Origin of the sequence: Telmatocola sphagniphila (assembly GCF_018398935.1) — a bacterium.
Taxonomy (GTDB): domain Bacteria; phylum Planctomycetota; class Planctomycetia; order Gemmatales; family Gemmataceae; genus Telmatocola; species Telmatocola sphagniphila.
In genome coordinates this window covers 2,015,302-2,033,810 of sequence record NZ_CP074694.1, presented here as the reverse complement: position 1 = coordinate 2,033,810, position 18,509 = coordinate 2,015,302, and the positions used below count along the sequence as shown (strand labels likewise).

General features: G+C 53.3%; 15 protein-coding genes and 1 pseudogene. 7 read left to right on the top strand and 9 right to left on the bottom strand.

The annotated features are described in order from the left end of the window. The first annotated feature begins 9 nt into the window (after nt 1-9). Complete coding sequence (locus tag KIH39_RS08155; protein ID WP_213498846.1) at nt 10-333, top strand: hypothetical protein; 324 nt, start codon at nt 10-12, stop codon at nt 331-333. Between the two features lie 5 nt (nt 334-338). On the opposite strand, the gene KIH39_RS08150 is transcribed toward KIH39_RS08155, so the two are convergent. The 3 genes and pseudogenes from KIH39_RS08150 to KIH39_RS27005 form a co-directional block, all read right to left on the bottom strand. Next, nucleotides 339-2,789 carry a dynamin family protein gene (locus KIH39_RS08150; RefSeq protein WP_213498845.1) on the bottom strand — a complete coding sequence of 817 codons (2,451 nt, stop codon included), beginning with the start codon at nt 2,787-2,789 and terminating at the stop codon, nt 339-341. 158 nt (nt 2,790-2,947) lie between these two features. Further along, nucleotides 2,948-3,442 carry a hypothetical protein gene (locus KIH39_RS26535; RefSeq protein ID WP_246539604.1) on the bottom strand — a complete coding sequence of 165 codons (495 nt, stop codon included), beginning with the start codon at nt 3,440-3,442 and terminating at the stop codon, nt 2,948-2,950. Nucleotides 3,443-3,571: 129 nt separating this feature from the next. After that, nucleotides 3,572-3,799: pseudogene (locus KIH39_RS27005) on the bottom strand (CBS domain-containing protein); the annotation flags it as partial. Nucleotides 3,800-3,974: 175 nt separating this feature from the next. On the opposite strand from KIH39_RS27005, the gene KIH39_RS08140 reads away from it, so the two are divergent. Further along, nucleotides 3,975-5,522 (top strand): hypothetical protein, encoded by a 1,548-nt coding sequence (locus tag KIH39_RS08140; RefSeq protein WP_213498843.1) that lies wholly within the window; start codon nt 3,975-3,977, stop codon nt 5,520-5,522. Between the two features lie 144 nt (nt 5,523-5,666). Here KIH39_RS08140 and KIH39_RS08135 read toward each other — a convergent pair whose 3' ends face one another. The 5 genes from KIH39_RS08135 to KIH39_RS08115 all read right to left on the bottom strand — a co-directional run bounded on the left by KIH39_RS08135 (nt 5,667) and on the right by KIH39_RS08115 (nt 12,500). Beyond that, nucleotides 5,667-9,104 (bottom strand): PAS domain S-box protein, encoded by a 3,438-nt coding sequence (locus KIH39_RS08135; RefSeq protein WP_213498842.1) that lies wholly within the window; start codon nt 9,102-9,104, stop codon nt 5,667-5,669. Nucleotides 9,105-9,200: 96 nt separating this feature from the next. Beyond that, nucleotides 9,201-10,217, bottom strand: coding sequence for an HD-GYP domain-containing protein (locus tag KIH39_RS08130; RefSeq protein ID WP_213498841.1), 1,017 nt, complete (start codon nt 10,215-10,217; stop codon nt 9,201-9,203). Further along, nucleotides 10,214-10,657, bottom strand: a complete 444-nt coding sequence (locus KIH39_RS08125; protein WP_213498840.1) for a response regulator — start codon at nt 10,655-10,657, stop codon at nt 10,214-10,216. The genes KIH39_RS08130 and KIH39_RS08125 overlap by 4 nt, the downstream gene beginning before the upstream one ends. After that, nucleotides 10,654-12,102, bottom strand: a complete 1,449-nt coding sequence (locus tag KIH39_RS08120; protein ID WP_213498839.1) for an ATP-binding protein — start codon at nt 12,100-12,102, stop codon at nt 10,654-10,656. The genes KIH39_RS08125 and KIH39_RS08120 overlap by 4 nt, the downstream gene beginning before the upstream one ends. Before the next feature lie 146 nt (nt 12,103-12,248). Continuing rightward, nucleotides 12,249-12,500, bottom strand: coding sequence for a hypothetical protein (locus KIH39_RS08115; RefSeq protein ID WP_213498838.1), 252 nt, complete (start codon nt 12,498-12,500; stop codon nt 12,249-12,251). A 207-nt stretch (nt 12,501-12,707) separates the two neighbouring features. Between KIH39_RS08115 and tnpA the strand changes: the two genes are divergently transcribed. Both tnpA and tnpB read left to right on the top strand, forming a co-directional pair. Beyond that, nucleotides 12,708-13,055, top strand: a complete 348-nt coding sequence (gene tnpA, locus KIH39_RS08110; protein WP_213498837.1) for an IS66 family insertion sequence element accessory protein TnpA — start codon at nt 12,708-12,710, stop codon at nt 13,053-13,055. Further along, the gene (gene tnpB, locus KIH39_RS08105; protein WP_213498836.1) at nt 13,049-13,306 is read left to right on the top strand and encodes an IS66 family insertion sequence element accessory protein TnpB; all 258 of its coding nucleotides are present in this window, start codon (nt 13,049-13,051) and stop codon (nt 13,304-13,306) included. Before tnpA ends, tnpB begins: the two co-directional genes overlap by 7 nt. A gap of 501 nt (nt 13,307-13,807) precedes the next feature. On the opposite strand, the gene KIH39_RS08100 is transcribed toward tnpB, so the two are convergent. Continuing rightward, a complete protein-coding gene (locus tag KIH39_RS08100; RefSeq protein ID WP_246539603.1) occupies nt 13,808-15,277 on the bottom strand; it encodes a sensor domain-containing diguanylate cyclase in 1,470 nt (489 codons plus the stop codon). 584 nt (nt 15,278-15,861) lie between these two features. Between KIH39_RS08100 and KIH39_RS08095 the strand changes: the two genes are divergently transcribed. From KIH39_RS08095 to KIH39_RS08085, 3 genes are all read left to right on the top strand, one after another. Beyond that, entirely contained in the window at nt 15,862-16,068 is a 207-nt protein-coding gene (locus KIH39_RS08095; protein ID WP_213498835.1) for a hypothetical protein, read from the top strand. Nucleotides 16,069-16,464: 396 nt separating this feature from the next. Beyond that, on the top strand, nt 16,465-16,833 hold the full coding sequence (locus tag KIH39_RS08090; RefSeq protein WP_213498834.1) for a response regulator: 369 nt from the start codon (nt 16,465-16,467) through the stop codon (nt 16,831-16,833). A 471-nt stretch (nt 16,834-17,304) separates the two neighbouring features. Then, nucleotides 17,305-18,504, top strand: coding sequence for a PAS domain-containing sensor histidine kinase (locus KIH39_RS08085; protein WP_246539601.1), 1,200 nt, complete (start codon nt 17,305-17,307; stop codon nt 18,502-18,504). The last annotated feature ends 5 nt before the right edge of the window (nt 18,505-18,509 follow it).

The following is an 18,509-nucleotide window of genomic DNA, read 5'->3' as shown; positions in this document are numbered from 1 at the left end:
GCTAACCTGATGGGCAAGTGTGTTAACGGGCCGGGCGTCGAGTCTTCGGAGCGGGTCTTCACACACAAGATAGTAAGCCCACAACCGGGCGAGGCTACGCCGAGTTTGGGCTGGCCAGTTATCATCCACTGGAAGGTTCGCAAGAAGACCGGAGGGGCTTGGGAGCGGAGTTACCCGGCGAGCGTCGACCTGCGTCTCGACCACCGGTCCTGGCGCATCTCTGTCGGCCCAGAACCTCCGGGGGGGGTTCACAAGGTCGACAGACGGGAATCCGAAGTCCTCGAATTTGCGGAGGATTGTTGCGGGCGAATTCTGGCCTTCACGCGTTACTAGTGGACTCACTGACCACCTCCCTCGTTACTGGTTTCTGCTGGCAAGGGCCACGGGCACGCGGTCAATACTGCGTCGACGTCAGCCAATACCTTCTTTCGTTTCTGCGCGTCACTTCGCTTGACACGGAGTTCGTGTGAAGCGACGATCGAGTCAGCAGCTGATGTTAGCGGATCCGTATGCTGCTCAAAGACAACCAGGATCTCCTTTTCTACCTCCCTGAACTGCGCGGTTAGGATTTCGATAGCAGGGACACTGGCGGCCTCGGTCGCATCCCGCGCCAGCTGGTTAAATAAGCCGAGGATTCGAACCTTTACCCCACTCCCACGATCCTCGTTATCCTTTACAAACTTCTCACACTTTTTCCTGATAGGCCCCTCGACCTTGCGTATAAGGGTGTTCTTCACCTGGTCCCGGAGCTCGTTAACCATTTCCCGGCCCACCGCCTCCAACCGCTTTGCGTCGGCAATGATCTCTTCCCGCTGGGCGAGGACAAGCTGGGTCTGGACCCTCGCCCCTTGCTTTTTTGCCCACTCTACCACCTGATCGACGAACGTAACGCAGTCCCGGGCGAACTGCTGAGTACGCCCGCGGATCTCTTTGAGGACTGATTTCCCCCACACTTCAGCGATTGGCTCTTCGAAACGGATTGCGAAATCAAGTGGAAGGTTAATGTTGCGAGCGCCGTCAAATGCACCACCTTTTCGAACCGCAGCTCGCAGAGTGGCCCAATGGGCGTCCTGTAGTGTGTTCAAATACTTCTCAATGTCACGGCTCGACTGGCCCTTGGCCTTCTCTACGAGTTCCCGAATGTTAGACGGTAACGTCTCACGGAGGAACTCGCGGAATGCCCCTTGCCGAGCATGAAACTCCCGTCGGAGCGGCTCCAGGAACTCATCGAGCTCACTGCGAAGCCGCTCCGCCTCCTGACTTGCCCGAGCCTCCTCACGCCACTTCGCCTGATTCACCCGGACTGTGGCCAGGACACGTTGAAAAAAATCCCCGCCCACCTCCCGCAGGCGAAGGGCTTGCGCCTGCCGCTGGCTGCGAGCCAGATCGGTCAGGCCGGCAACTAATCCCGGGATTCCACTCTGATGGGATTCACTGATGAAGGCACGGTCGTCCTCATCGGCCTCTAGCAGCTTACGGTACTGAGGTGCGGATACCGGATGCACCTGGAGTCCGGCAAGTATCGTCTCGATGACACCCTTACGTGTCCGCTCACGGGTTACATCATCGGATGCCCACACTTCCTCGAGTTGACTTCGGAGTTGATGCCGAATGTGCTCAATCGACTTTGAGCGGACGTCGGCGAAGTGCTCGCGCTTCTTCCGTGACCGATCTTTGATGTACTCCTCTTCGGCAACTAAGTCTCCCTTTACTACAACCACCATGAGTACCACGGGGTCGGCAGTTGGATCGTCTGCCGCGTATAAAAGTCGGTTGAGAAAGCCGCTACTACGAAGGAGTTCAGCGTGAGTCGCGTTCAGCCCGCGGGTCTCAACCACCAGAATGACGGCTCGAGCCCGTTCGCGTATCCACTTGCTAGTTGTCGCCTCGTATACGTCGTTGACGATCCCGACACCGGGGAGATCGACGAGAGTCACCCCTTCCGATAGAAGTGGGCTATCCCAGTAGACGCGTAGTTCCTTTATAAGCGGGGCAAGGAACCCGGATGCGTGGTGGCCTAGTGCGGCCTGGAACCCTGCATCCTCGGCCGTGAAAGTACACGGCTTGCCAGTTTCTGACGCCCAGGAAAGGGCCTCGCGGATCTGTCGCACACGTGCTTCATCCTCAGGACGTGGGGTAGTCCCCCAGATCCGTTTGTTTGCTGTCGCTTCTCGGAGAGTGTCGACGAGGTAGTCGAGATCAGTCTGCTGGTCTTGATCGCCCGTAACGAGCAGTTGAGCCTGCCGTTTTAGCTCTTCGAGAGTTTTACCGAGCTGAGGACCGCTAACGGCCCCTAACTCCGATTCGGTACGGGTCTCGTTGCCACTCTCCTGCTTCAGTTCGTCTTCTCCACTCACCGACCGATCCCGGCGGGCCTCCCTTTGCAAGACACTCTCAAGGGCAAACGTGAGTTGCCATAAGTTCTGGGGCGGATGATACTCAACCTCGAACCGGCGTTGGGGGGCATATCGTACAGCAAGCGCCTGAGCGGTAAGCGGGCCGATGCCGCCAGCAGGCAGGATGACGTCCTTGCCGGCCACTAACGAGTTGATGAGGGTACTCTTACCAACTCCAGCGTTACCTAGAAAACAGACGGTTAGTTCTTGATCAGCCGTTTGGGCTACCGCCTCTAAGTTATGTGCATCGGCCTCGAGAGGGCCGACCTTTTCAGGTTGGATGTTTTCGAGGAACGGTTTTACGTCGGACTGGAACCAACTTATGAGCTTTTCAGGATCGTTTCCTAGGTTGGCGTTAGAAGGGACGGATTCGGATTCGTGGGGTTTACTCATGTGGGTACCGGATTCTATGAAGTATGATGGCGGTTCGGTTAAGTATCCCTTGATAGTTCATTAACGGTAGGTGGATCGAAACATCCGGCTTCGATCACCACTTTTTGATCTGGGGGTAGCCTTTTTTTTGTGAGAAGCTGGTTCAGGAACTCGATGGGTCATGTCCAGTCCTCCAGTCCGCCAGCAAGTGTTACCAATCGACGCATCCAATCACGCGACTCGGTCAAGATGTCGCGGTCCCTGTCGGCCAGTCTTCGGCGGAAATGGAAGACATCATTTCTCAGATCTTTGAGCTGTTTCAATTTCGCATGTGTGAGTGCACGGTCCCCATGAAAGACTCGATTGAAACGGTCCCAGTTGCTGCCGTGCCCAATCAGTACGACGTAATCGCTGAAGGTCATATCTTCAAGCTTCGTCGGCATTTTCTCCGGTGTATAATGCACGAGACTCGAGCTGGCGAAAAGGCTCAGTTCATCAGGATCCAGGGAAAGTTCGATGACTGCTCGGAGGGAGAGTTCGATTTCGGCCACAAGCAGGAATGGGCTTGTCGTCTCAAAAAGATACCGCAACACGCCCATCGCGGTTACGATGCCATTACACCGCCCCTGTGTTCCAACAAGAACCGCATCGCGATGATCGAGTAGATCGAACAAACGTTGGAACTCGTCAGTTCCTTGCACAAAGCTGGGACTCTCAATGCACTCCCAGACAGACAGTCCATCTGCCCTGTGTCGCCCTGGCAGATCAAAGGCGTTCACTACGGCGAGTGAAAAGGATCGGTAGGAGAATAACCCAGCGATCTGACCCCGGTCTACAACGGGGACTTGCGAGAAACGGTGTTGAGTGAGGAGCCGAATCGCTTCCCGAGCGGACGTGGCTGGCGTGACAGTAACAACGTCTTTGTACTGTGTCAGAGCGAGGTCGATGAGTGAGACGACATTTGTAAAGGAGTGGGGCTCACGCGGTTGGCCATTCAGGCTTGGTTCGGTTCCTGGTAAGAAACTGTCCACGGGTGGGGTTCCGGGTGTAAAAATCTCTGTGGGCCATAGAGCGGGACTTCGGGGATTTTAGACATATATACGAATATTTCTTAACGCGGGCAATGCCCGCAACCCTAGGTATTAACGAACATGGCGTCGGTTTATCCAATGGAAGTAACCACACAACCGTTGGAGACTCGACGCCATGCCGACGATCAACTCATTTACGAAGAAGTTCGCCGATTCCATTCTATCCGTTCTGGAATGTCACGACCGCGTGATTTTCAAAGGATATCTTCCCTTTTTCAAGAATGGAGATCTCCACCGTCTCTGCGATAGCGGACTGGGCATGCGTCGCAAAGACTTCGTTCCCTTCCTGGAAGGTCTGTCCGAAGAACTGGTGGAACATGGCAAACGAGTCGCCGCCGAAGCCGGTGCTCCTTATCAGTTTCTCCAAGGGGAGCACACCAAAGAGCAGATCATCCGCGAGGAGATTGCCAAACGCAGTCTAAAGGAAGGACTGGTCGCCGTGCTGTGCTGCATGGAAACCGGTCGCGGCGTCAAGCTGCGTCCCGGCAAGGATCGACCGGAATTGTACTTCACGTCTCGCCCGCAACGCGTCGTCTATTTCTATTCTCTCGATCCCGAGTTCGGACTGATCCATGTCCGCATCCAAACCTTCTTTCCTTACAGCGTCCAAGTCTACGTCAACGGTCACGACTGGCTGGCCCGCCAGATGAACGAAAAGCAGATCGGCTTCCTTCAAAGCGATAATGCCTTCGTTCAACTCGACAATCCCGAAGCCGCTCAACGTCTGGCCGATCGCTTTGCCCATTTGAATTGGATCAAAATTCTCGACCGTTGGGTCCGCCGGGCCAATCCGCTATTGAAAAAAGACTGGCTGAACCGCTGCCAATACTACTGGGTGATCGATCGAGCCGAGTACAGCACGGACGTTTTGTTCCGAAGTCGTGAAGACTTACAAGCTCTTTACCCGCGTCTGGTCGATCACTCGATTCAACAGTTCTCTGCCGACGACCTTATGAAATTCCTGGGACGCAAGCTCTATCCTCAATTCGACGGAGAAATTCTTACTCTGGGCCGCAAGAAACGGGCACCGGGCACACGCGTCAAGCACCGCATGAAAGGCAATTGGCTGAAAATGTACGACAAATTCGAACGGATTCTCCGCATTGAAACAGTAATCAACCAGCCAGGCGAGTTCCACGTCCGCCGTCGATGCATCCGCAAAGGGGTCGAAAAAATGGCCTGGTGCCCCATGAACAAAGGCGTGTCTAATTTCTATCGCTACCTCGAAGTCGCCCGCGCTTCGAATCGACGCTATCTCGAGGCTTTGGCCGTTGTGGACGCTCCTTCGGTCACCGTGCGTCAACTCGACCAACTGAGTCAACCCGTCTCTCTGGGTAACCGGAAGCGACGCGGCTTGAACTTGATGCACGCCGAAGAACAGAAGCTATTCCTGGCTGTCTTATGCGGCGATAATCGCATCAATGGGTTTCGCAACCACGACATCCTGAAAGCGTTGAACGAGCCCGCCCGGGATGCCGCTGAACGGCGTCGGCAAACGCAACGAGTCTCGCGACAATTGGGAAGGTTGCGCGCTCATGGATTGATTCGGAAAGTCCCGCGGGCGCATCGCTATCACGTGACGGATAAAGGCAATGCGGTGATGGCGGCGGCCGTTCGTATCCGCATCAAAGAGTTCCCGAAAGAACTCAAAACCGCGATTTAATAAAATACACAAAAAGTTTGCGCAAAAAGCGCAAAAGATAAGAAGAAAGACTCTAAAGCGCTAGCTGCTTAAACCGGCTTTTGGAACAGACTCTAAGGCAGAGGTAGTCTGGTCCAGAGCTTCAACCTGGCATTGAGGGCAAAATTACGAATCAAGTATCTCCCGCACAATGGTTGCAAGCGCGGCTGGGGAAAACGGCTTCTGAAGGAAATGTACACCCTCCCTTAGAACCCCATGTCGGATGACCGCGTCGTCGGTGTATCCGGAAATGTACAGAACCCGAGCCTCGGGGTGCATCCGAGTGATTTGATCTGCAGTCGTGCGCCCGCCCGCTCCAGGCATGACAACATCGCTGATCAGCAAATGGATCGGCCCACGATCCGCTTCGGCAATTCGCAGAGCTTCTTCTCCATCTCCTGCTAACAGAACCTTATAGCCACAGCCTGCCAGAATTCGGTACGTCAAGTTTCGTACGCCGGGTTCGTCTTCCGCAAACAGGATTGTCTCCGTTCCGCGCGGGGGCGTCAGAATTCGAGACGGGGCTTTCAAGACTTTAGATTGTTGCTCGATTCTAGGCAGGTACACTTTGAACGAGGTGCCGACCCCGACCTCGCTGTACACGGCGATGTGGCCAGCACTCTGTTTGACGATCCCGAAAACCGTTGCCAGGCCCAATCCGGTCCCATTTCCGATTCCCTTAGTGGTGAAGAACGGCTCGAAGATCCGTTCTTGCACTTCCATTGACATTCCACTCCCGGTGTCCGTAACGCTTAACAAAACGTAAGGGCCGGAAGGGACGTCAGAATGGGTTCGAGCGTAGTTCTCGTCCAGATTGATGTTTTGGGTCTCGATTGTCAGTCGGCCTCCCTTGGGCATCGCGTCCCGCGCGTTCACACAGAGGTTGAGTAGCACCTGCTCGACTTGCCCAGTATCGGCCTGGACTGCCCAAAGTTTGGATTCCAAAGTCCTAGTCAGCCGAATGTCCTCCCCAATCAGCCGACGGAGCATCTTGTCTATTTCATTCACAACCTCATTCAGGTTGAGCACTCGCGGGGCGAGGACTTGCTGGCGACTGAACGCCAAGAGTTGGCGAGTTAGTTGGGCCGATCGTTCGCCGGCCTTAAGAATCTCTGAGACCAGTTCCCGGGATGGATCACCTGAGGGAAGGCTCTGGAGGAGGAGGTCGCTGTATCCATTGATCACGGTCAGCAGGTTATTGAAGTCGTGGGCCACGCCACCAGCGAGTTGCCCGAATGCGTCCATCTTTTGGGATTGTCGAAACTGTGCTTCGAGGCTTTTCCGAGCGGTAACGTCCTCTTGAACTCCCACGAAGTGCGTCAGTTGCCCAAGGGCACCGCGAACCGGCGCGACCGATAGTTTGTTCCAGAATGGAGTTCCATCTTTACGATAGTTCAAGATCTCGAGAGTATATGATTCTTCGGCGAGAATCGCTTCTCGAATCCGAGCAATCGCGACTGGGTCTGTGTCCACGCCTTGAAGGAACCGGCAGTTGAGGCCAAGGATGTCTTCCGAAGCGTACCCGGTCATCTGCTCGAACCCGTGATTGACGAAAACCAGTGGATTGTCCGCCTGACTGGAGTCCGTGATCATGAGTCCCTGGGTCGCCGCCTGAATGGCCCGATCCCGCATGTGTAAGTTGTCTTCCGCCCGTTTGCGATCGGTGATGTCCCAGTTGACCCCGGTCATTCGGGTCGCCGGACCTCCGGGCACAAGCTGTACCAGGGCGTGAGCTTCAATATGGCGAACCTCGCCATTGGGCCAGACGACCCGAAATTCGGTGTGGAAATCCTCAACTCCGGCAAGTGCGGCCGCGATCTCGGCTTCCGCGCGGTCCCGGTCGTCCGGGTGCAGGCCATTCCTCCACGTATTATACGCACCCGAAAACTCCTGCTCTCTAATGCCGTATAGCGCGAGCATCCGGGCATCCCAGTCCATCTCGTTCGATGATACATTCCAATCCCAAATTCCGATTCTCGCCGATTCAGTCGCCAGGCTTAGCCGCTCCTGGCTCTGGTACAATCTCTCTTTCGCCCGCTTCTGATCGGTGATATCAGTGTGGATGCCGACCCACTCCCGTACCGTTCCTTCGGGTTCCAAGATTGGCAAGGCCCGAGCGGACATGTCGCGATACTCCCCATCCGCACGGCGGATTTTGTGTTCCAACTGATAGGTACATCGGTCCTTCACCGCCGCCGCCCATGCTTGTGCGCTCATTTCCCGATCGTCTGGGTGAATTGCATCCAGCCATCCCCACCCCATGTGTTGTTCGACTGTCTGGCCTGTGAATGCCGTCCAAGCTGGTTGAAAAGTGTCAAATGCCCCGGAAGGTGGAGAGCTCCAAACGATTGCAGTGGTCGCGGTGATCAGCGTCCGGTATCTTTCCTCACTCGCCTGGATGGTCGCCGTCGCCTTCGACTGTTCGGTAATGTCCTGTGCAGAGCCGGCAAGGCGGATCGGGATCCCATCCTCCGACGCGATTACGCGGCCCACTTCGTGGATCACCCTAACTGCGCCATCAACGAGAATTCTATAAGAGTGTTCAAACGAACCGATCGTGGCTACGGCCGCTTCGATTCGGTTGGCTACCGCCTGACGGTCATCCGGGTGGACGGTCGCCAGGAACGTCTCAAATGTCAGTTCCAGACGAGTTCGGGAAATGCCAAAAATCTCATACAGCATCTCCGACCACTCCACATATTCTGTTACGAGGTCGCGATTCCAGTAGCCGAGCCGGGCCAAGCGGACCGCTTGGGTCAACTCCAGGTCCTTTTCAAGCAGGACTTTTTCCGCTCTCTTGCGCGCACTGATGTCGCGGATATTGCACTGGATCACTTGCTCGTCGCCTTCGCGATAAATGTTGCTGACAAATTCGACGTCGATCAGGAGTCCGTTCTTGGTCGCAAGTGGCAGGTCATCGTAGCGGATGTAGCCTTGCTCCTGAAGCGTGTGGAACGCCGTCTTGTTGGCTTCGATGTCGCGGAACAGGCCTATCTCCCACAATTCTTTACCTACCAGTTCTTCGTGTCGGTAGCCGATTAGTTTCTCTAGAAACGGGTTTATGTCGAGAATTTGACGTGATACCACATCGACGATAAGGATGCCGTCTTGCGCGGCCTCAAACAGGCGGCGGTAACGAATCTCGCTTGCCCGCACTACCTTATCGGCCAACTTGAGGGCCCGGCGGTTCTCTGCTTCACGCAGCTCTCGGACGAGGGCGGGTGCCAGTCGGGTGAGTGAGTGCTTTAAGACGTAGTCGTTTGCTCCCGCTCGCATAATCCGGACCGCCACGTCTTCACCGACCGTTCCCGAAACGACAATAAAAGGGAGATCCGGGTCGAATTCCCGTACGACCGCAAGGCTGGCCGCAGCACCGAAAACCGGCAAAGTATAGTCCGACAGTACCGCGTCCCACGCTCCGGTCGCGAGAGCCAACCGCATTTCGTCCGCTGTCTCGACCCGCCGCCACGTTGTGTTAAGACCTTGTTGTTTCAGGGCAAGAACGACTAGTTCCGCATCGTCGGGCTTATCCTCAACAATAAGCAGTCGCATGGGTTGGGACATTTGGTTCACCGTAAACTCGGGAATATGACTAGGTTCAACTGTCACAAGTGGCGAAATCAGACGATATACCTTCGGTTTCGTTCAATAGCCTTTAGCCTAGCGCGGAAATTCGGATGCCATCCCCTTCGGTTCGGCCACGGACGCCGCGCCTATTCGCCCAGTGAAGCACTTAAAGAAGGCGCGAACCAACTCAGGATCAAGTCCGCCGGACTTCGCGTTCTCCACCATTACTTCCTGGCATTGATTGTGTGTCATCGCCGAGCGGTAGGGACGGTCGCTAGAAAGAGCATCGTACATATCCGCCACTGACAGCACTCGGACCGACAGTGGGATCATGCCGCCCATCAAACCATCCGGATAGCCCTTGCCATCCATGCGTTCGTGATGCCAACGGATTAGTGGAATTGCGTCTCTGGCCGAGCGAAGCGGCCCGACGATCCTGGCCCCCTCGATGGGATGCAACCGAATCACTTCAATTTCCTCGGGCGTGAGTTGCCCCGGCTTGTTGAGAATCACATCGGGTGTACTGATCTTGCCGATATCGTGGAGCAAGACTCCGCGACGTAAGATATCCATATCGGCCTCGCTAAGGCCAAACGATTTCGCAAGAGCCAGAGCGTATTGCATCACCCGCCCCGAATGACCATGGGTGTACGGAGATTTCCCTTCCAAGGCGCGGACCAAGCTGAAGACTACGGATTCCGCCGAGTCTAGTGCGTCCACCAGATCCTTATGGCGTAGGAGAGAACGCGCGCGGGCCGCGACTTCCTGTGGCTTAAACGGCTTGGTCAGGAACTCGTCGGCCCCAAGCTCCCAAGCTCGTATGCGGTCGCCGGCGGCGACTCCTGTCAGAATCAGGATCGGAATTATGCGAGTCCTGGGATCACTCTTGATTTGCCGACAGATCTCGAACCCGTTCGAGTAGGGCATGTCGATATCGAGGATTACCAAATCGGCACAGCGCGTAGCCACTTCATCCACCACCGTTCGACCGTCAAAAGCAACGACAACCTCGTGCCCGTCCGCCTCCAGCACCCTCCGGAGCAATTCGGTGACCTTGACATCATCGTCCACGACCAGGACTAGCCTTGGAGTTCGTTCGATGGAGATCAACCTCTCACCGGAGGCGGTTCGTTAAGTATGAGCCAATACATCTGGAGTTGGCGGACAGCATCCACGAAGTGAGTGAAATCCACCGGCTTACGGACGTACGAGTTGGCCCCCAAATCGTAACCTTGGATCAGATCTTCCTCCTCGCGCGACGAAGTGAGGATGACTACCGGCAACCGGCGGGTGCGGGGATCGGCCCGGACCCGCCGAAGAACCTCGTGCCCGTCCATCCTTGGCAATTTCAGATCGAGAAGCATCATTTGCGGCAGCTCGCTGACATTTCGACCGGCATGGGGGCCAGTGCCAAAGAGGTAATCGATCGCTTCCACCCCGTCCCTCGCGACGACCACTTCGTTCAGCACTAGTCCTTTCTTGAATGCGAGCAGGGCGAGTTCTTCATCGTCCTGGTTGTCTTCGACCAGCAGAATCACCTTCCCAGTCATATGCGATACTCCGAGCCGGGCATGGTGAAGTAGAGGGCGGCTCCGCGGCCGACCGCCCCCTCGGCCCAAACTCTTCCACCGTGCCGATGGACTACGCGCTGAACCGTCGCCAGGCCTATCCCCGTTCCAGGAAAATCGCGGTCGGAATGTAACCGTTGGAACGCGCCGAACAGTTTCCCCATGTACGCGGAGTCGAACCCGGCTCCATCATCACGGATAACAAACGCTCGTTGACCCTCGACTTCGGTTTGGTCGAAAGTGATCGCCGCCGTCGGATTCTTGGAAGTGAACTTCCAGGCGTTCCCGAGTAAATTTTCAAATACCACACGCATGAGTGCGAAATCGCATTCGGCGAACAGTCCGGGTCCGACGGTGAAGGAAACCACTCGCCCAGGCTCGAGCTCTTGCAACTCGGCGAAAACGGTCTCGGCAAGTGCCGAGAGATCTACCCGCTCCCGCGTCATCTCAACTCGCGTGACTCGGGATAACTTCAGAAGGTCATCGATGAGGCGTCCCATCCGCTGGGTTCCAGCTCGGATCCGGCGAAGATAGTGAAGCCCTTGCTCGTCTAGACGGTCGGAATGCGACTCGATCAGTTCTCGACTGAACCCATCCAGGGCCCGCAACGGGGTCCGCAGGTCGTGACTCACTGAGTAGCAAAATGCTTCCAACTCCCGGTTCGCGGCTTCCAATTGCCGATTCCGTTCCAGGGCGCTCCGCTCCAGTTCTTCATTGAGTCTGCTGGTCACTTTCTCCGATTGATCGAGCGCCGCGATCTGGGAATCTGAATGTTGGAGAGTAATTTCGCGCAACGCCTCCACTGATACGGCTAAATCTTGTGCTTTCTGCATCAGGAGTGCAATTTTAGCGTCCGCCTGCAGTCTCGTTTGATTTCGCAATCCTTCGACGAAGTTTGCCAGATCGCGCGCTTTTTGTTCCAGAGCCGCGATTTTGAGCTCCGATTGCAACAGGGTTTGATGGCGCGTGGATTCAACGGACCGAGCCAAATCTCGTAGCTGGCGATCCATGGCCTTGCCTTGGTCTTCCAACTCGATCTTCGATTGGCGGAGTTCGTCTTTGATCCGGTGCAGTTCGGTGTCGTCTTCGATGGCCAACAGGACCATATGACGACCGCCCTCGTCGCGAAACACTCGATGGGCCTTTAGAACAAACTCGCGCCGACCGACGCGGGGGCAATCGCACTCGAGTTCGTAGTCGATGAAGAAACTGTTTCGGTTGATTACATCCCCAAGCAAGGTGCGTAAGCTGGGCCGATTCCACCGACCGCCATCAATCTCGAAGAGACTGTAACCTTCGACAGCGGGCGAAGTGCAACCGAAGGTGAGACAATACGCGGGGTTGGCGAGTATCAATCGCAAATTCGCGTCGAGGACGAGGAGAGGGTGAGGTACCGTATCGATAATATTTCGCGCCGAGGCCTGCATCGATTCACATCCGTTATTTTTTTTCGAGAAACTTCCGGATTTCCATATTGAACCTCTCAATGCCCTGGAAATGAATTTCGAGAACTTCTTCGAACTCCAATCGACAAGTGTACAACCAGGACCAAGTCAGCCTGGGAGCTTTCCGTTCAGTCAATAATTGTTTCGTCAGTGCTATCCATCTCCACGAAGTTATCTTCGATCTCCTTTTGCCAAAAGTAAGTTCTTCTTTGCAACTGATCGACGAAATCGAGAAGCTCTAATTCATCCCAATTTCTGGGATGCGTATCAAGTCGATTGCTCCAGGCAGCCATATACGAAGCCCAATTCTGAAAATCTCGGGACTGTATCTGGACGCTGAGTTCGGGAGCATCCCCACTAACGAGTTGTTGATTCGACATATAAACCTCCCAGGTTGATTCACGAATCTTAACTGCTGAGATTTGAGCGAAACAGATTATTCCAAAACCGTGAAATTGAATACGCGATTTCTCTACAGTGAAGTAAGGAATTTACTCAAAACTATGGAAAAAGAGTATCCGGTTGGTGAACTCCCTTCTTGTCAGATGAGTTATCCTGGTGGTTTTTAACCCTCAGGAGTCGGAGTCATGTCGAAGCGTCGTGTTCGAGATCCCCAGCGGGAAGCATTTTGGAAGAAGACGATTTTGGATCAGCGATCCAGCAATGAATCCATTCGAGCCTACTGTCAACGGCTTCGAATCAGCGAGGCGGCCTATTATTACTGGCAACGAGAACTCAAACGCCGAGAGACCGAAGCTCTCCCCGCGTTCGTTGCGATCACGGTAGTTCCCACCGCTTCCGATTCAACAAAGCCGTCCCCGACGATGATCGAAGTTCGCTGTCCGTCGGGCCACGTTGTGGTGATAAACGGCGTCGAAGATTCGACCTTCCGAGCCCTCTTCAGTGCGTTGTCCGCTCAGGAGGCGTCATGCTAAACTACACTTCGGCGAAGATTCTTCTGTGCGTGGCCCCGACCGACATGCGGAAGAGCTTCGACGGTCTGGCGGCATTGGCCCGCGAACATCTCAAAAGCGACCCGCTGTCGGGAACCTGGTTCGTCTTCCGCAACCGCCGCGGCGACAAATTGAAGCTGCTCTGTCGGACCGAGATGGCTACGCGGTTTGGCAAAACACGACTTGGTGAATCCACCCTCTCCAAGAACGACCTTCGAAGTGATCCAAACTGAGTTCGGCCTTGAGTTCTCGATAGCTGTGTTCGATCCACCATCGATTTTTGGCCGTGGAAACCAGTTGTTTGAGGCTTGTACCTGCAGGAAGATTGCTGAAAAAATATTTGGCGGGTTGTGATTCGCCTTCTGGTCATTCGGCGAGTAACCAGCAGAGGGCAAGTGGCTCTTTTCCAGCCGACAGTTTGGGAGCGGGAGGTACCTGCCATGCGGCGAAACGACCGGTCATCTTGCCTTTCGATCCCTGCCGCCAAGCGCATGTGGCCGTCCCACCCAAGCCATACACTTCGACCAGCTTTACCCGGAAGGTACGGGAGATTTTGGACGAGTTGAAGCGATCGACCGCAATAACGGATAAGGCTTAAAGGCACTTTTTAAGTTTGGTATACAGACCAAACTAGTCGATTAATTCTTGAAGTAAATGTAAACCGGCACTCGAACCAAGATTTTCAGTCGCGAGATTGAGCGAGTGGCGGGAGCGATGTGCCCCTCAGATCACTTTCAAGCTATCGTGTTCCTGATGGAAAGGCTCGATAAGTTGCTGTGATTCACTCGATTGCGTCCATTTTTTTTGGAGCGATAAAGGGCTTCATCAGCCTCTTGGACTAACTTCGAGGCTTCGGGTGTCTGCTTGGTGGATGTACTGACACCTACGCTTACCGTAACAGCTCGCTTGTCCCACGAAACGCTTGCAATGGCTCGGCGAAAACGCTCGGCCAGAACCATGGCACCGGATAATTCGGTGTCGGGCAGTAGAACGGCGAATTCTTCACCGCCGTAACGAGCCACGAAATCTGTACTCCGAGCGGTTTCCTGCAAAGTCCGACCTACGGCCTTCAGAACTTCATCCCCGGCTGGGTGGCCAAAGGTGTCATTGAAAATTTTGAAGTGGTCCACGTCCATTAGAATAACTGATAACGGATGATTGTAACGATTGGCCCGATCGTACTCCTCGAGCAGTTTGGCATTGAATGCGGAACGATTTCGCACCCCGGTGAGCCCGTCGGTGTTTGCCAGCTGCTTAAGCTTGGCATTTGCATTTTCGAGTTCTGTTTGGTAAAGGAATAGTCGATCTTCGTAAGCGCACTGCTCCGTCAAATCCCGAATGACGAATGCCTGCAATCCCACGCCGTCATTGGGGATAAGGGTAATCCGAACATCCACAGAGATTAGCGACCCATCCTTACCCCGAAGGCACTTCCGCCCCAGGTTGCGGCGGCCCGTGGTCGCCAATTCGCTGTCAATTCGGGAAAAATTCCTAGTGGTAACTTCCGGGATTTCCTGAGCCATGATGTCTTCCGGAGAACGCCCCACAAATTCAGATTTGGTATAGCCGAGTATTGCCAGAACAGCCAAATTTGCGTCAATGATCTTTCTTGCAAGTGGGTCAACGACGAAGACTCCCTCGGCCAGTCGATCCACCGTGTTGCGAAATTTCGCTTCGCTTGCCCGCAGTTCGGCCTCAATGACCTTCGACCATTCGAGTTGCCTCCTCAACATTAATTGCGTGACGACATGCCTGGCCAGAACCCGTAAAGCGTCCGATTGAGTATTGGTTAGGGTCCGCGGTACCCGGTCGATGACGCAAAGCGTTCCGAGGTTATGGCCTTCCGGAGTAGCCAGCGGCATCCCGGCGTAGAACCTAATACGGGGCTCATCAGTCACTAGAGGATTATTCTGGAACCGCGCATCCGAAATGGCGTCGGGGACAACGAATAAGTCAGGTTGAAGGATGGCATAGGCGCAAAAAGCAGAGTCTCGGTGCGTCTCGGTGGCATCCAGACCAATGCGAGACTTGAACCACTGTCGACACGAATCGATGAAACTGACGATGGCGATGGGAACCCCACACACCGCGGCCGTCAGCCTCGTGAGATCATCATATTCTGGTTCGGGCGGCGTATCGAGTATTCCCAACGAGCGCAGGGCGGATAAACGCTCGACCTCACGGGGAGGAGTTGGTGCTGTCATTAGATTTGCCGATTTCCTTAACTCATCCTCTACGATTTGTGGCGAGAGGATAAAATACCCCAGGATTTCCCCTGAAATTTAAGTGCCAGGATCGGTTGACTCACTCGGATCAAGATGGCACGATACTCAGCCCAGACAAAATTAGTTCAGAATCATGCTTCTTGCAAGGTAAAGTAAGAGTTGAAAGTCACCTCTGGTGCAAGGAGTGCGAAAGCTCCCTTTTCCCAAGCACGCTTTCGATTTGGATCAATATCTCAAAATGGCCGTCAGCGATAAGTAAATACCGGCGAATGACTTGGGGGAAGATCTCCGGCTCTGATGTTCGGTGAAATACCGGAGTTACTTCCTGACTGAGGTGCTTCGCTTGCGACGATGCAAACTATACAGGGATTGACCCGAAGCGGGGGCGTGAGACATGGAGGGTCTTCTTCACGGAAGCCGCTAAGTAAGCACTAGTAAGCGACTTCTGGAAATCGTACGACATCCTGCCCCGCCCGCGCCGGATGTGTGGGGCTCATCTTTTACAGGATCTGACCCAAGTCGATGAAGGCCCTGAAAGCGGCGCGAATTGGCCGGAATTTTCCTTGAAACAGTGGTGGACTTACGCCGATTCGTTCCGTTTGGCGGCCGGCTTCAATGAGTTGCAACAAGTGAGTTACGAAAGTCGATTAATGCAGCTTCAGACGGGGATCACCGATCTGGCGGCGCGGGCGCGGACGAACCGGTGCGCCCAGAGATTGGAGAATATTCTGTTGAGTATTTATCGTACCCTCACTCAGAGAAGATGGTAGTAACCCGAAGTGACCGAATCGGCTATCCGCGGCTATACTTTTACGGGTAAACTGACGACGCTAGCGGGCAAGAAAAGTGCAGCTGAGTGAAGGATTAGGTGGAATTTATTGCGTGGTATAAAAAAGATTGAATGATTGGAATTGGCGTCTTATCACGCGGAATTAGCCCGATTCGCGCGGCTTTTTGTATTGCCTTATAAGATCGCTCCCCGTGACAGCAGGCTATTTGAATACCCTCAAAACTAGGAAGGCTATAATCAGGAGCGAAGTTTTTCTGCTGAAAAATGACAAAATATTCGATCTTTATTAAATTTCCCTTCGAAAGTCTGTAGAATTTGTTAATTCGTACACGCAATTAATTCAAACCTATACACATTTTTTGAAGCGATATACTCCGTGAAGCGAATACTTTTGGTCGATGATGAGGCTAAACTTAGATCTGCCATTCGAAGAATGTTGGAGCCCCTGGGGCTGGAAATCGAGGAAGCGGCTGATGGTTACGAAGCCCTTCGATCCTATAGATCATGTCACGCGGAGTTGGTGATATGCGACGTGTTTATGCCGGACAAAGACGGTCTCGAGCTTATCAGCGTTTTGAAAAAAGAGTTCGACGAAGTCAAAATTCTTGCGATTAGCGGAGGCGGATTTGATGGCACGATGGATTTACTTCCCACGGCTCTTCATTTTGGCGCCACTGAAATTCTTCAGAAACCTTTCAAACAAGAGGATCTACTCGAGAAAGTCAAAGCATTACTGGAACAATAGTTTTCCAATAAATACCGGGCCTGAGAGACGCTAATTGAGAGATTTGTAATGATTTTTATTCACATAAGCAAATATTCGAATTAAGCCAATAAAACTCATCGTGAAAGTAGTCACCCAATAATTGCTTTCTTTTGGCCGCTATAGGTTTGTTCCTCCTTTTAAAAGGGCAAGTCATTTTGCACTTACAAGTCTAGGATTAATCTCGTAGCCGGATCATGTGCACCCCTTTGAGTCAGCTTACTACTAGCCTTTTTGGCAAGGCGGTGGGAAACTTGGATGGCTCCGAGATCGCTAGGACATTCGTAATTTATTACAAATGTCTAATAATTGCTTTACAATAGTAGATTTCAAGTACTCCACGAGATCTATAGTCACGTCCAAGATTTATCAAAAAGTCAATAAAAGCACTAGCAATTTCGGTTTTCCCACAGTAAGCTTTGGATTTTATGAAGAATTCATGAGGAATCTGCCATGTCTCTGACCACATTGGAAATCGATTCCCGCCAAAGCCTTGAGGAGGCCATGCGTAACTTTGCGAAAAGTATTGTGGAGACGGTTCCGAATCCCCTAGTAATATTGAATGAACAGTTTGAAGTCGTAGAAGCGAACTCAAAATTCGTTGACATGCTTGAATTAGATCATCAAAGCGTCAAAGGTTTAAGCATCTTTACTTTGGCGGGTCACACCTGGGATTGTCCCAAGTTGAGAGGTCTTCTCGAGAATGTCGTTCCGAAAGGGGAGATGTTTTCAAACTTTGAGTTGGATTGGATTTCCCCCTCTTCCCCTAACATTCGGGTATTGAGTCTCAGCGGCCGAAAAGTTCTTGATAACTCTGGAAATCCGATGATTTTGATTTCGATCCAAGACAATACTCTTCGAAGGCAAATGCAGAATGATTTGATACGGCTTAATTCGGAACTCGAAAGTAAGGTTGCGGAAAGAACGGCTCAGCTTGAGACATCTAACTTGGAACTATTACAATCTAATCGGGAACTGGCCTCCGCCAACAGCGAGTTAGAAGCGTTTTGCTATTCGGTGAGTCACGATCTCAGAAGTCCCCTCCGAGCGATAGACGGTTTTAGCCAAGAATTAATCATCAGATATGCTGAGCGGCTTGATCCAGATGGTCGACATTTCCTCAATCGCGTGCGCGCAAACACCCAAAGAATGGGACAGTTGATAGACGATTTATTGAAGTTGTCCAAAGTGACACGCCTGGAGCTACGAAAAGAGATCGTTGATCTGACCTCGCTCGCAAATAGTATCTGTAAGGAACTAGTTGAGCAGGCACCAAAGCGATCAATCGAATTTGAAGTCCAACCTGGGCTTCAAGCCTACTGCGATGCGCATTTAATGCGTATCGCCTTGCAGAACCTTTTAGATAATGCCTTTAAATTCTCATCCAAAAAAGCGGTATCCAAGGTCGCTCTCGACCAAATTAAAAAAAATGGCACCGCTACCTTTGTTGTCCGCGATAACGGCTCTGGATTTGACATGACCTATGCGTCCAAGTTGTTCGGAGCTTTTCAGAGATTGCACTCGGACCAGGAATTTACAGGAACCGGGATTGGCTTGGCCACAGTCAAGAGAATCATCCACCGACATGGCGGAACAATTTGGGCCGAATCGGTCGTTGGGGAGGGTGCGTCATTTTACTTTACCCTATCGTAACAGAG